Source organism: Arthrobacter sp. Cza30 (assembly GCF_059090765.1).
In genome coordinates this window covers 55,213-68,303 of the sequence record NZ_JBNHGA010000005.1, presented here as the reverse complement: position 1 = coordinate 68,303, position 13,091 = coordinate 55,213, and the positions used below count along the sequence as shown (strand labels likewise).

Annotated in this window: 11 protein-coding genes; 10 read left to right on the top strand and 1 reads right to left on the bottom strand. The window is 64.8% G+C overall.

Annotation, left to right across the window (positions count from 1 at the left end; all coding sequences use genetic code 11):
* Nucleotides 1-50 precede the first annotated feature (50 nt).
* The 7 genes from leuC (at nucleotide 51) to AC5RVZ_RS17580 (ending at nucleotide 8,130) form a co-directional block, all read left to right on the top strand.
* Nucleotides 51-1,517, top strand: a complete 1,467-nt coding sequence (gene leuC, locus AC5RVZ_RS17610) for a 3-isopropylmalate dehydratase large subunit (protein WP_494067067.1) — start codon at nucleotides 51-53, stop codon at nucleotides 1,515-1,517.
* Nucleotides 1,518-1,532: 15 nt separating this feature from the next.
* Nucleotides 1,533-2,132, top strand: coding sequence for a 3-isopropylmalate dehydratase small subunit (gene leuD / locus AC5RVZ_RS17605; RefSeq protein ID WP_494067066.1), 600 nt, complete (start codon nucleotides 1,533-1,535; stop codon nucleotides 2,130-2,132).
* A gap of 303 nt (nucleotides 2,133-2,435) precedes the next feature.
* The gene (locus AC5RVZ_RS17600) at nucleotides 2,436-3,545 is read left to right on the top strand and encodes a hypothetical protein (RefSeq protein WP_494067065.1); all 1,110 of its coding nucleotides are present in this window, start codon (nucleotides 2,436-2,438) and stop codon (nucleotides 3,543-3,545) included.
* A 297-nt stretch (nucleotides 3,546-3,842) separates the two neighbouring features.
* Nucleotides 3,843-5,159 (top strand): UDP-N-acetylglucosamine 1-carboxyvinyltransferase, encoded by a 1,317-nt coding sequence (gene murA, locus AC5RVZ_RS17595; protein WP_494067064.1) that lies wholly within the window; start codon nucleotides 3,843-3,845, stop codon nucleotides 5,157-5,159.
* A gap of 6 nt (nucleotides 5,160-5,165) precedes the next feature.
* Nucleotides 5,166-5,951 carry a lysophospholipid acyltransferase family protein gene (locus tag AC5RVZ_RS17590; RefSeq protein WP_494067063.1) on the top strand — a complete coding sequence of 262 codons (786 nt, stop codon included), beginning with the start codon at nucleotides 5,166-5,168 and terminating at the stop codon, nucleotides 5,949-5,951.
* Complete coding sequence (locus AC5RVZ_RS17585) at nucleotides 5,948-6,982, top strand: NAD(P)H-dependent glycerol-3-phosphate dehydrogenase (RefSeq protein WP_494067062.1); 1,035 nt, start codon at nucleotides 5,948-5,950, stop codon at nucleotides 6,980-6,982. The genes AC5RVZ_RS17590 and AC5RVZ_RS17585 overlap by 4 nt, the downstream gene beginning before the upstream one ends.
* Nucleotides 6,983-6,993: 11 nt before the next feature.
* Nucleotides 6,994-8,130, top strand: coding sequence for a D-alanine--D-alanine ligase family protein (locus AC5RVZ_RS17580; protein WP_494067550.1), 1,137 nt, complete (start codon nucleotides 6,994-6,996; stop codon nucleotides 8,128-8,130).
* 40 nt (nucleotides 8,131-8,170) lie between these two features.
* Here the strand turns inward: AC5RVZ_RS17580 and AC5RVZ_RS17575 are convergent, their stop codons facing one another.
* Nucleotides 8,171-8,515 (bottom strand): DUF3515 family protein, encoded by a 345-nt coding sequence (locus tag AC5RVZ_RS17575; RefSeq protein WP_494067061.1) that lies wholly within the window; start codon nucleotides 8,513-8,515, stop codon nucleotides 8,171-8,173.
* 269 nt (nucleotides 8,516-8,784) lie between these two features.
* On the opposite strand from AC5RVZ_RS17575, the gene AC5RVZ_RS17570 reads away from it, so the two are divergent.
* From AC5RVZ_RS17570 to AC5RVZ_RS17560, 3 genes are all read left to right on the top strand, one after another.
* Complete coding sequence (locus AC5RVZ_RS17570; RefSeq protein WP_494067060.1) at nucleotides 8,785-9,816, top strand: LCP family protein; 1,032 nt, start codon at nucleotides 8,785-8,787, stop codon at nucleotides 9,814-9,816.
* A gap of 148 nt (nucleotides 9,817-9,964) precedes the next feature.
* The gene (locus AC5RVZ_RS17565; protein WP_494067549.1) at nucleotides 9,965-10,903 is read left to right on the top strand and encodes a DAK2 domain-containing protein; all 939 of its coding nucleotides are present in this window, start codon (nucleotides 9,965-9,967) and stop codon (nucleotides 10,901-10,903) included.
* Nucleotides 10,893-13,088, top strand: coding sequence for an ATP-dependent DNA helicase RecG (locus tag AC5RVZ_RS17560; protein ID WP_494067059.1), 2,196 nt, complete (start codon nucleotides 10,893-10,895; stop codon nucleotides 13,086-13,088). Before AC5RVZ_RS17565 ends, AC5RVZ_RS17560 begins: the two co-directional genes overlap by 11 nt.
* The last annotated feature ends 3 nt before the right edge of the window (nucleotides 13,089-13,091 follow it).

Below are 13,091 nucleotides of genomic sequence, written 5' to 3'. Positions count from 1 at the left end.
TCCCGGCGGGAGAAAAAGCCCGCGTTGGTATTGATGGAGGAGATCTGGCCATGGCCGGTAACACTGCGGGCAAGACGCTCGCCGAAAAAGTCTGGGATGCACACGTGGTGCGCCACGGCGACGGTGAAGGCGCTGCGCGCCAGCCCGACCTCCTCTACATCGATCTTCACCTCGTACATGAAGTCACGTCGCCGCAGGCCTTCGAGGGCCTGCGCCTGGCGGGGCGCGGGCTGCGCCGCCCGGACCTGACCATCGCGACCGAGGACCACAACACCCCCACGCTGGATATCGACAAGCCGATTGCCGACCCGACCAGCCGCACCCAGATCGAGACGCTGCGCACCAACTGCCGTGAATTCGGGGTCCGGCTGCACTCGCTCGGGGACGCCGAGCAGGGGATCGTGCACGTGGTGGGTCCCCAGCTGGGACTCACCCAGCCCGGCATGACGGTGGTGTGCGGCGACTCGCATACCTCCACCCACGGTGCCTTCGGTGCGCTGGCCTTCGGCATCGGGACCTCCGAAGTTGAGCACGTCATGGCGACCCAGACGCTGTCGCTGAAGCCGTTCAAGACCATGGCCATCAACGTCGAGGGCACGCTGCGCCCGGGGGTCACCGCCAAGGACATCATCCTGGCGGTCATCGCCAAGATCGGAACCGGCGGCGGCCAGGGCTACGTGCTGGAGTACCGTGGCTCCGCCATCCGGGCGCTGAGCATGGAAGCCCGGATGACCATCTGCAACATGTCCATCGAGGCGGGCGCCCGCGCCGGCATGGTCGCGCCGGACCAGACCACCTTCGACTACCTGAAGGGCCGTCCGCACGCCCCGGAGGGTGTCGACTGGGACGCCGCCGTCGAAAACTGGCAGACCCTGCGGACCGACGACGACGCGGTGTTCGACGCCGAGGTTTTCCTGGACGCCGATACACTGGAGCCGTTCGTCACGTGGGGGACGAACCCCGGACAGGGCGTTTCCCTGTCGGAAGCCGTGCCGTCGCCCGACGACTTCGCCGACGAGAACGCCAAGGCCGCGGCGGAACGTGCGCTGGCCTACATGGGGCTCGAAGCCGGCACCCGCATGAAGGACATCCCGGTCGACACCGTCTTTCTGGGCTCCTGCACCAACAGCCGGATCGAGGACCTGCGCATCGCCGCGGACATCATCCGCGGCCGGGCCAAGGCGCCGAACGTGCGCATGATGGTGGTGCCCGGATCTGCCCGTGTCCGCCTGGAAGCAGAGGCCGAGGGCCTGGACAAGGTGTTCAAGGAGTTCGGCGCCGAGTGGCGGTTCGCCGGCTGCTCCATGTGCCTGGGCATGAACCCGGACCAGTTGGCGCCGGGCGAGCGCTGCGCGTCCACGTCCAACCGGAACTTCGAGGGCCGGCAGGGCAAGGGCGGGCGGACGCACCTGGTATCGCCGGTAGTTGCGGCGGCCACCGCGGTCAGGGGCACGCTGAGTTCGCCCTCGGACCTGGACCCGGTCAACAACGACGCCGTCTCGCGGCCTGCCGCCTAAGGAGCCTGAAGAATCATGGAGAAGTTCACCACCCATACCGGCATCGGGGTCCCGCTGCGGCAGTCCAACGTGGACACCGACCAGATCATCCCGGCGGTGTACCTCAAGCGAATCACCCGGACAGGCTTCGAAGATGCCCTGTTCGCAGTTTGGCGCAAGCACGAGGACTTCATCCTCAACCAGGAGCCGTTCAGCCGCGGGTCCGTCCTCGTGGCCGGCCCGGATTTCGGGACCGGTTCCTCGCGCGAACACGCTGTCTGGGCGTTAAAGGACTACGGGTTCCGTGTTGTCCTCTCCTCCCGGTTCGCCGACATCTTCCGGGGGAACTCCGGCAAGCAGGGGCTGCTGGCCGCCGAGGTCGCCCAGGATGACATCGAGCTGATCTGGAAGGAACTGGAGAACCACCCGGGCACCGAAATAACGGTGGACCTGGAGTCGAAGACCGTCACCTGCGGAACCATCACGACGCCGTTCGAGATCGACGACTACACCCGCTGGCGGTTGCTCGAAGGCCTGGACGATATCGGGCTGACTCTGAAGCATGAGGCGGAAATCACCACCTACGAGGCCACTCGCCCATCCTGGAAGCCGAAGACCCTTCCCGAAAAGGTCTGAAGGCGATGGCCTGCGCAGCTGGCTCCGTTCCTAGCGCAGGCCTAGAGAATTACATAAAGCGAGGAATCATTGCCGCGGACCGAAGAGCGAATCTCGAGAGCAAGACGGACGCTGTTCCGACTTGAAGAAGCTGTTCCCGTTGTCTCTTGGTCTTTGCTAGTCGTCGTATTGGCCGGTACGAGTTGGGTGTTCTTAGTAAGCCCACTCCAAACCTTAAGCGATGCATGGGAAACTTTTGCAGCTGAGTTGGGTGCAGCGCTCCTCGGATCCGCGGTAACCGCCTTTACGGCAATGGTTCTAGCAATGGTCGCGTTCAGCAGCAAGAGAAAGCGTAGGCGAGCCGAACGCAAGTATTCAGATATGGTTCTACGCTCGCAAGAGCGACGTCGTCTCCACGTGGGAAGGTTCGTTATTGATGAAGTGCTGGTTGTGGCCGCCTGCAGGGAACAGCAACCCTATACACGCCACGTAGAATTCGAATTCGACCAGCTTGATCGGTCGAACCGGCGGGCAGATCCAATTGCATACCCGGTCCTGGCCGCCGGGCGGCTACAGGAGATGATCACGTCTGCGAGACACGCCTCGGTGGCCTTCGTGGACCAGCCTGCCGTTGATCTTCTTAATGCTGGAACAGTGCCCGTCGGGCAACGTGAAGGCGTTACCCGAACCAAATACCGTCTGACACCCGCAGTCACCAATTACTATCTTTGGGCGGCTACAAGTAATTCCTTGGACCGTCCGTTCACAGTGTCCGAAGCGCCCGCGTTCCCAGCTTCGAGTTCTCTGCGGAAAGCATGGGGGATCAGCCCTGATCGACTGGAAGATGTCAGCAAGTTGCCGGCTCCGGCGAAAATCGGCGTCGGTACAGCCGTTATCACAAAAGACAACCAACTTGTTCTCAGCCAGCGGGGCAAGACGTACGCCGCCAGCCAGCATGACTTGTCAATAGACGACTTGCGGAAACCGGTACATTTCGTAGCCGAGGGCATGCTCCCCAGCGACCAAAATCTTATGGGGCGCCTAGATCCGCGTGTCACTGCGCTACGGGGGATGGCCGAGGAGCTTGGCCTGGATTCCAGTGGGACCGGAACTGGAAACGTGATTGATTTGATTGACACCGGCGTCTTCCTTGACACTAAGCGCTGGCAGCCATGTTTCGCGTATCTAGCCCGGATCGACCGGACATTCGATGAGCTAAATACTTTGGTGCATTCAGCCACCGACTACTGGGAGTCTGATCAGCTTGTGCCAATACCCATGGACATACGTGATGGCAACTTTCAGGCCCTTCTACTAGGCCGGCACGAGGCGTTCCGATGGGCATCCAACCACGCACAAGCGGTAGCCTATTTCGCTTGTCTTCACGAGTTCGGGTTCGAAGACTTCAGGACCTTCGTGGCGTCTTACCGCTAGCGGCCAACGTGATTCTGCGCATATCGTGATGAACCAGCAGTGCTGGGTCCCTTCCGAACCAAGATGCATGTGAGCTCCACGACGTCAGGCTGCTTGGGGGTGTGACGAGCGCCGACAGGCGGAACCCTACGCGGTCGCGTCTGCCGGCGCGCCATGCCTCGCTGGGTCCACCCAGGCACTCGACCGGACACTCATGCACACCACCCGTTTATTTCAGACTGGTCACGGATTGCCAATATGCTTAGCTGAGGCCCTGGCGCAGTTCGGCGCTAAACTAGCTTGAGGAAACAGGTATTCATGGCAAGTGTTTTGACCATTCGTGGTGGCGTTCCGTTGGCGGGGAAGGTGTCCGTCCGCGGTGCCAAGAACCTGGTTCCCAAAGCGATGGTCGCGTCCTTGCTCGGCAGTAATGCCTCGGTCCTGCGGAATGTGCCCGAAATCCGGGACGTGGAGATCGTCACCAGCCTGCTCCGCCTGCACGGCGTCGAGGTTTCCAAAGACCCGGTGACCGGTGACCTGACGCTGGATCCGACGAACGTCAAGACCGCCCAGATGAAGGACATCGACGCGCACGCGGGCGATTCCCGCATTCCGATCCTTTTCTGCGGGCCGCTGATCCACGCGATCGGAGAGGCCTTCATCCCCGACCTGGGCGGCTGCCGGATCGGCGACCGTCCCATCGACTACCACCTCGACGTGCTCCGCCAGTTCGGAGCCATCGTGGACAAGCGGCCCGGTGGCATCTCCATCTCCGCACCCAGGGGACTGAAGGGCGCGAAACTCACGCTGCCGTATCCCAGCGTGGGCGCCACCGAACAGGTTCTTTTGACGGCAACCCGGGCCGAAGGCATCACGGAATTGAGCGGCGCCGCCATCGAGCCGGAGATCATGGACCTGATCGCCGTGCTGCAGAAGATGGGTGCCATCATTACGGTCCAGACCGACCGTGTGATCCGGATCGAGGGCGTCACCGAACTGGCCGGCTTCAACCATCGCGCGCTGCCCGACCGCAACGAGGCCGCGTCCTGGGCATCCGCGGCGCTGGTGACGCAGGGAGACATTTACGTCGAAGGTGCCCATCAGGGCGACCTCACCGCCTTCCTGAACACCTACCGCAAGATCGGCGGGGCGTTCGACATCGACGACGACGGCATCCGCTTCTACCACCCGGGCGGCAGCCTGTCGCCGCTGGTGCTCGAGACCGACGTGCACCCGGGCTTCATGACGGACTGGCAGCAGCCCCTGGTCGTCGCGCTCACGCAGGCCGAAGGCGTCTCGATCGTGCACGAGACCGTGTACGAGAACCGGTTCGGCTTTACTGAGGCGTTGATTCGAATGGGCGCCAACATCCAGGTGCACCGCGAATGCCTCGGCAGCATTCCCTGCCGCTTCGGGCAGCGGAATTTCCTGCATTCCGCCGTGATTTCCGGACCCACCCAGCTCTCCGGCGCGGAAATAGACATCCCCGACCTCCGCGGCGGCTTCAGCCACCTGATCGCCGCCTTGGCGGCGGCCGGAACCTCCCGCGTGACCGGCATCGAACTCATCAACCGTGGCTACGAACGCTTCCAGTCAAAGCTGGAGGGCCTCGGCGCGGACTTCGACGTCGAGTAGGCGGACATGGGAGCAGACTCCAAAGAGCGGGTGGTCATTGGTGTCCTCGCCGGCGTTATCCGGCCATTCCTGAACCTGGTCCTCCGGCGCAACTGGACGGGAACGGAGAATTTCCCCAAGGACCGGGGATTCATCGTCTGTCCGAACCACACCACGGAAATCGATCCACTCGTCGTCGGCCATTACGTCTACAACCAAGGCGCCCTGCCGCACTTCCTGGCGAAGGCTTCCCTGTTCAAGATTCCCGTGGTCGGTCAACTGCTGACGGCGGCCCGGCAGATACCGGTGGAGCGGAGCAGTTCGGGCGCAAACCGTTCCCTGGACGTCTCACGCGAGGTGCTCGACGAAGGCGGTGCCGTGATCATCTACCCGGAGGGGACGCTGACCCGGGACCCGGCCCTCTGGCCCATGCGCGGGCGCACCGGGGCGGCGCGGCTCGCGCTGCAGACCGGCGCACCCGTGATTCCGGTGGCGCACTGGGGGGCCAACGAGCTGTTGCCCCGGTATGCGAAAAGGCCCAGCCTTTTTCCGCGCAAAACCGCACACGTCACGGCCGGACCTCCCGTGGACCTGAGCGAATTCAGCGGCTTGCCGATCACCAGGACCGTTCTCGAGGCGGCAACGAATAGGATTATGGACAGCATCACGGCGCTGCTGGCCGAAGTACGCGGCGAGGAAGCGCCTGCCGTCCGCTGGGATCCTTCTGCTCACGGTCAAAGCGCCATAGGCCGGGACTTTGGTTCCGGCGAACCGGTGCATACAGAAGAGCTACCGCCTGAGGAGAAGTCGTGACAGCACGCCCCGACCTGCCTGCCAACATCGCCGTTCTCGGCGCAGGAAGCTGGGGCACTACCTTTGCCAAGGTCGTCGCGGACGCCCATCCCGACGTCGAGGTCAGGCTCTGGGCCCGGCGCGCCGAAGTGGCGGCGGAAATTAACTCCCGGCACCGGAATGCCACGTACCTCCAGGACATCGCGCTGCCGGAGAACATCGTCGCTTCGGAGGACGTAGCCGAAGTCCTCCGCGGCGCTCCGCTGGTGGTGCTGGCTGTTCCCGCCCAGACCCTTCGACCGCAGCTGGCATCCTGGAAGCCGCTGCTCGATCCGGAGGCGGTGGTCGTCTCGCTCATGAAGGGACTGGAGCGCGGGACCGACGCCCGCATGAGCGAAGTCATCAAAGAAGAGCTCGGCCTGTCCGACTCCCACGTAGCCGTCATTTCCGGCCCCAACCTGGCGCTCGAGATCGCGCGGAAGGAACCGACCGCCTCGGTGGTGGCCTGCACGGACGACGACACCGCGCAGTGGATTGCGCGGTTGTGCACCGCCAGCTACTTCCGCCCCTACACGAACTCTGACGTGACGGGGGTGGAGATCGGCGGGATCGTCAAGAACATCATCGCCCTGTGCGTGGGAATCTGCGACGGCAAAGGCATGGGAGACAACACCAAGGCGACGGTCATCACCCGCGGACTGGCCGAGACCACCAGGCTTACCCTCGCCCTCGGGGGAGAGGTCCAGACCATGGCCGGGCTGGCCGGACTCGGCGACCTGGTCGCCACCTGCGCCTCGCCGCTGTCGCGCAACCACACGGCCGGACGGCTCTTGGGCGAAGGCCTGACCCTGGACCAGGTGACGGAACGAATGACCCAAACGGCCGAAGGCATCAAGTCCGGCCGCGCCGTGCTGGATCTGGCCACCAAGATGGGCGTCGACATGCCGATTACCGAGGCAGTGGTTGCCGTCCTGGAGGGGCAGGTCTCCGTTGAGGCGCTGGCGCCGCGCCTGTTGACCCGTGAACTCAAATCCGAAGGTGAACTCCAGTGAACGACGAGACCATGCCCGCCGCTAACGCCCCGTCGCCGGGCCGCAAACCCCGCGTTGCCGTCCTTTTCGGCGGGCGGTCCAGCGAACATTCCGTGAGCTGCGTCACCGCGGCCGGGGTGCTCGGGGCCATCGACAAGGACAAGTACGACGTCGTTCCCATCGGGATTGCGCGTAACGGCCAGTGGGTGCAGGTCGCCGATGATCCGGCCCAGTGGTCGCTCGCCTCGGGAAAAATGCCGGAGATCAGTACGTCCGCCGAACCCGTCGTGCTGGCCAGCAGGCGGGACACGCCGGAACTCATGGTCGCGCCGGCCGCGAAGGTTCCGCAGAGCCTGGGCAACGTGGACGTCGTGCTGCCGCTGCTGCACGGGCCGTTCGGCGAGGACGGAACGCTTCAGGGGCTGCTGGAGATGGCCGATGTCCGCTACGTCGGCGCCGGCGTACTTGCCTCTGCCGTCGGCATGGACAAACACTATATGAAAGTGGTCTTCGAATCGGCCGGCCTCCACGTCGGCCCCTACCAGGTCATCATGGACCGTCAGTGGCAGCAAGACCCGGACGCGGTGCTCGAACGCCTGGGCACCCTTCAGTTCCCGGTCTTCGTCAAGCCGGCCCGGGCGGGTTCTTCCATGGGGATCACCCGGGTGGCCGAGCCAGGCGGCCTCCGCGCCGCCGTGGAAGCCGCCCGCGAACACGATCCCAAGGTTGTTGTCGAAGCCGGCATCATCGGCCGCGAGATTGAAGTAGCGGTGCTGCAAGGCCGGGGAACAGAACCGACGCGCACCAGCCTTCCCGGGGAAATCGCCGTCCAGCCCGGCGAGCACCAGTTTTACGATTTCGAAGCGAAATATCTGGACGGTACGGCCGCCGCCCTCAGCTGCCCGGCGGATTTGCCCGCCGACGCCACGGAAAGGGTGCGCGAACTCGCCGCACAAGCGTTCGACGCGCTCGGCGGAGAGGGGCTCTCCCGGGTTGACTTCTTCTACACACCGGACGGCGAGCTCATTATCAATGAGATCAACACCATGCCCGGGTTTACGCCGATCAGCATGTATCCGCAGATGTGGGCGAAATCCGGACTGCCTTACACCGAGTTGATCGACGAGCTGCTGTACCTGGCCCTCAACCGCAAGACCGGCCTCCGCTAGACAGGCAGGGCGGCCGGCGCGGCGTCGCCGGCCGGGCTGCCTACAGGACGTCGGAAATGCTCAGGCACTCGCGACCCTGCGGAATCTCGGCCGCCGCCGCCGAGATGTCCATCAAGACGGAGCTCTCTGCCACGTCGTCGGGCTTGAACAGCAGTTCGGTGGCAGGGGTGCGCCCGTAGGTCGTGGCCGTCCAGTAGCCGTTCTCGCCTTCGCGCAGGACCCAGTCGACGCCGTCGACCGAGACGCACTGGTCCGTCGTCGGGCCGGGAACCGGCACGCCGCACCGCAGGATCACCTGCGAAGGGTCCCCCCAGGCGGCGGTCGCCTGGCTGCTCGTCTCACGGCGCGGGAAATCAGCGACGTACTGGGGGAGGATGACCATCATCGGGGCGCATCCCGGGTTTGCCGCGTCGGGAGCAGCGTCAACATCGACAACAGGGGAGCAGGCGGTGAGAGTCCCCAGCATTCCCAGCAACAACAGGACAGGCAAATTCCGACGATGATTGGGGAAAACGCGGGTCATGCTGCTAGCGTATCCCGGGCTCTGCAGACCCTTGGGCGGTCCGTGACCCGAGCCACGCCCGATGGTCCTGCGCCGGCAAGCAAGCCGCGGGCTTTATCCTTTAGATAGCCCCTCCCTAGGAAGTGACCTCAATGACTGCTGACCTCGACCAAGAATATCGTCCCCGCCGTGCGAGCAAAAAGCGTAAGAAGGACCCGATTCGTACCGCGTTCTTCGTCTTGGTGGGACTGGTCGTAGTGGCGGTCATTGTCGGTGGTGGCTACATCTTCAATCTCGCCAACACGTTCGACAACAAGTCGCAGGCAATCGAGAGCGCTTTTCCTGAAGACCGGGTGGAAAAGGCCGCAGGCGACAAGTCGATAAACATCCTGCTGCTGGGGTCTGACAGCCGGGGAGATGCTGGAGCCCAAGGTCTGGAAACGTCGGATGGCAGCAGGTCAGACACGATGATGCTGATGCACATCCCCGGGGATCGCGAGGGCGTCTACGTGATGTCGGTGATGCGCGATACCTGGGTCAATATTCCGGGGCAGGGCGAACACAAGATCAATGCGGCCATGTCGTTCGGTGGCGTCCCGCTGGTCGTTCAAACGCTTGAAGGAATGTTTGAAGCGCGGATCGACCACGTAGCGATGATTGACTTCTCTGGTTTCAAGGAGCTCACAGACGCTCTCGGCGGGGTGGAGATCAATAATCCGATCGCATTCACCTCCAGGCATTCTCCGCAGTATTTCCCCGCGGGAACCCAAACGCTGAACGGTGAATCCGCCTTGGCATTCGTTCGTGAGCGTTACGCGTTCAGTGACGGCGACTACCAGCGCGTACGCAACCAGCAGTTGTTCGTGAAGGCCTTACTGTCTAAGTTCTTGACTGCGGAGACTTTGACGAACCCGGTCAAAATCAACAACGTCGTTAACGAATTTTCCCCGTTCGTGAGCGTTGACAGCGAATTCGACGCCATGGCAGCGGGCTCGCTGGGTGTTTCGCTTCGGGATGTACGGTCCAGCGACGTGCAGATGTTTACCCTTCCGACCCTGGGCACCGGCACCTCAGCCGACGGCCAGTCGATCGTCCTGCCGGACGAGGCGGCCATCGCCGAAATTGCCGGCGCGCTGCAGAATGACAGCCTCGGCGAATATCTGAGTACTGCGGACCTCGAGTGAGCCGCGACGCAACCGTTAGCCGGTGAGCGGAGCCGGCTGCGGTAGGCTCAGGTAACGCCGGAGGACTGAGATTGATCGTTGGCGGGCATCGCCGGCGCATGCAGATGGGACCCCTTTGCAGACGAAAATTGCTGCCAATGCCGAAGCGCTGCGCCGCTGGCTGTCCAGGGCCGAGGTCGTCCTCGGCAACCACAGCGACCGCCTGAACGCCATCAACATCTTCCCGGTGGCCGACGGCGACACGGGGACCAACCTCTATCTGACCATCCGGGCGGCGGCGAAGTCGGCCGCCGAAAACCGGACGGCGGACATCGGCGAACTCCTGGCCGGGGCAGGCCAGGCCGCGATGGAAGAAGCGCGCGGCAACTCCGGCACCCTGCTGTCGGTTTTCCTGGCCGCCTTGGCCGAACCCTTGCGGGGAACGACCCGGTTGACGGGGCCGCTGCTGGCCGCGGCCCTCCAACGTGCCGAAATCCGGTGCTGGTCCGCGTTGAGCGATCCCGTTGAGGGAACCATGCTCTCCGTCATCGCCTCGGTCTCGCGGGCGGCGTCGGCGGTACATGCGGCGAAGAACGGCGACGACAGCAACCACGGCCTGGCGGCAACGCTGGAAGCGGTCGTGGAAGAGGCCGTGGCCGCGGTCGTCAGGACGGAGGCCCAGCTCGGGGCACTCGAATCGGCGCACATCGTCGACGCCGGCGCCGTCGGGTTCCTGCTCATCATGGACACCCTGCGGGCCAGCGCCCTGGGCGTGGAACTGCAGCCGGAATTGCTGGACGGCCTGCACGGCTACAACGTGCAGGATCCGCACCTGCACCTGGACCACGTGCACGAAGGCGTCGAGGTGATGTGCACCGTCAACCTCAGCCCCCTCGACGCCGCGACGCTGCGCCTGAAGCTGGATGAGCTGGGCGACTCGGTCATCATGAGCGCCGTGACTGAAATCGAGGGCGGATACCGCTGGCGCGTCCACGCGCACGTGCCGGACGGCGAAGCGGCTTTGGACGTTATCCGGGAGCTGGGTGAACCGATGAACGTCAGCATGACGGAGCTGGCCGGCCCGCCGGAGCAGAACCATGGCGGTTGACCCGGCTGACGAGCTGAGCGTCCCGCTGGAGCGGCGGCTCGGCCAGCGCTCGGCCTCGGCACTCGAAAAGCACCTGGGCATGACGGTGACCGGGGAACTGCTCAACTACTTCCCGCGGCGATACATGAAGCGCGGAGAGCTGACCATGATCGCCGAGCTGCCGATCGACGAGGACGCGACCCTGGTGGCCCGGGTACTGAGCACGAGTTCCCGCAAGATGCGGGCCCGGCGCGGTTCGCTGACCGAGGTCGTCGTGACCGACAATTCCTCGGACATCAGCCTCACGTTCTTCAACGGCTATCAGGCCGAACGGGAGCTGCGGCCGGGGACCATCGCCATGTTCTCCGGCAAGGTGACGTCCTACCGCGGAAACCTCACCTTGACCAACCCCGACTACCAGTTGCTCGAAGACGCCTTCGACTTCGACGCCGAGGAGGCCCTGCGCCCGGTGCCCATGTACCCGGCGACGGCGAAACTGGGCAGCTGGCGCATCAAGGCCGCCGTTGACCTGTTGCTCGACGCCGTGGACTTCGGCCGCCTGGGGGACCCCATCCCGACGGATATCGCCGTCCGGGACGGAATGCTTTCGTTGGCGGAGGCCTACGAACAGATCCACCGGCCCGCAACGATGGAAGCCGCCAACGCGGCCCGGGACCGCTTCCGCTATCAGGAAGCGCTGGTCCTGCAGGCGGCTCTCGGACGGAAGCGGGCCATCGCCGCGGCCGAACAGGCGACCGCACGCCCGGGCCGGAAGGGCGGTATTGCCGACAAGTTCGACGCCCGCCTGCCCTTCGACCTGACCTCGGGACAGCGCGAGGTCGGCGCGACGATCGCGGCGGAGCTGGCCGGAGATTCACCCATGAACCGGCTGCTGCAGGGGGAAGTCGGGTCGGGGAAGACCTTGGTTGCCCTTCGGGCCATGCTGCAGGTGGTCGACTCGGGCGGCCAGGCCGTCCTGCTCGCGCCGACCGAGGTTTTGGCGGGCCAGCATTTCGCATCGATCACCCGGACGCTTGGCCCCTTGGCGCAGGGCGGCATGTTGGGCGGCGACCCCGACGGCACCAAGGTAGTGCTGTTGACCGGCTCGATGACCGGAACGGCCAAGCGCAGGGCCTTGCTCGATGTGGCGGCCGGAGAGGCGGGCATCGTCGTCGGCACCCATGCCCTGCTGTCCGACACGGTGCAGTTTTTTGACCTCGGCCTCGTGGTGGTGGACGAACAGCACCGCTTCGGCGTGGAACAGCGCGACCGCCTCCGGAGCCGCTCGGCCACGCCACCGCACCTGCTGGTCATGACCGCCACGCCCATTCCCCGGACGGTGGCCATGACCGTCTTCGGGGACCTGGAAACATCGGTGCTGACGGAGCTGCCCGCGGGCCGCGCGCCGATCACCACTCACATGGTGGCTCTCCAGGAACATCCTGCCTGGGAGGACCGGATCTGGGAACGTGCCCGCGAGGAGGTCGCCGCCGGCCGGCAGGTCTACGTCGTGTGCCCCAAGATCGGGGATGACGAGCTCGAAGAGGCCGATCCGCCGGACGAGTTGTCAGGGCAGCCGGAGCAACAGCGGCCCATGGCATCGGTGGCCGCCCTGGTCGAGCACCTGAGCGGGCTGCCGGTCCTGGACGGCATCCGGATCGGCATGCTGCACGGCCGGATGGAGCCGGACCAGAAGGCTGCCGCCATGGCGGCGTTCAACGACGCCACGCTGGACATTCTGGTGTCCACCACGGTCATCGAGGTCGGCGTCGACGTGCACAACGCCACCATGATGGTGATCCTGGACGCCGACCGCTTCGGCATTTCGCAGCTCCACCAGCTCCGCGGACGGGTGGGCCGCGGCGGCCTCCCCGGCACCTGCCTGCTGGTCACGCAGCTGGAGCCCGGGCACCCCAGCCGGGAGCGGCTGCAGGCGGTCGCCGCGACCACCGACGGGTTTGAACTCTCGCAGGCAGACCTCCAGCTGCGTCGCGAAGGCGACATCCTCGGGGCGTCCCAGTCCGGCGGCAAATCCACCCTGAAGCTGCTGCGCGTGATCAAGGACGAGGCCGTTATCGCCCGTGCCCGGGAAGACGCCACGGCCATCCTGCAGCGGGACTCCACCCTGGCCCGGTATCCCGAGCTGGCAGCCGCCATCGAGCTGTACCTGAACCCCGAGCGGGAGGCCTTCCTTGAGCGCGGGTAGCCG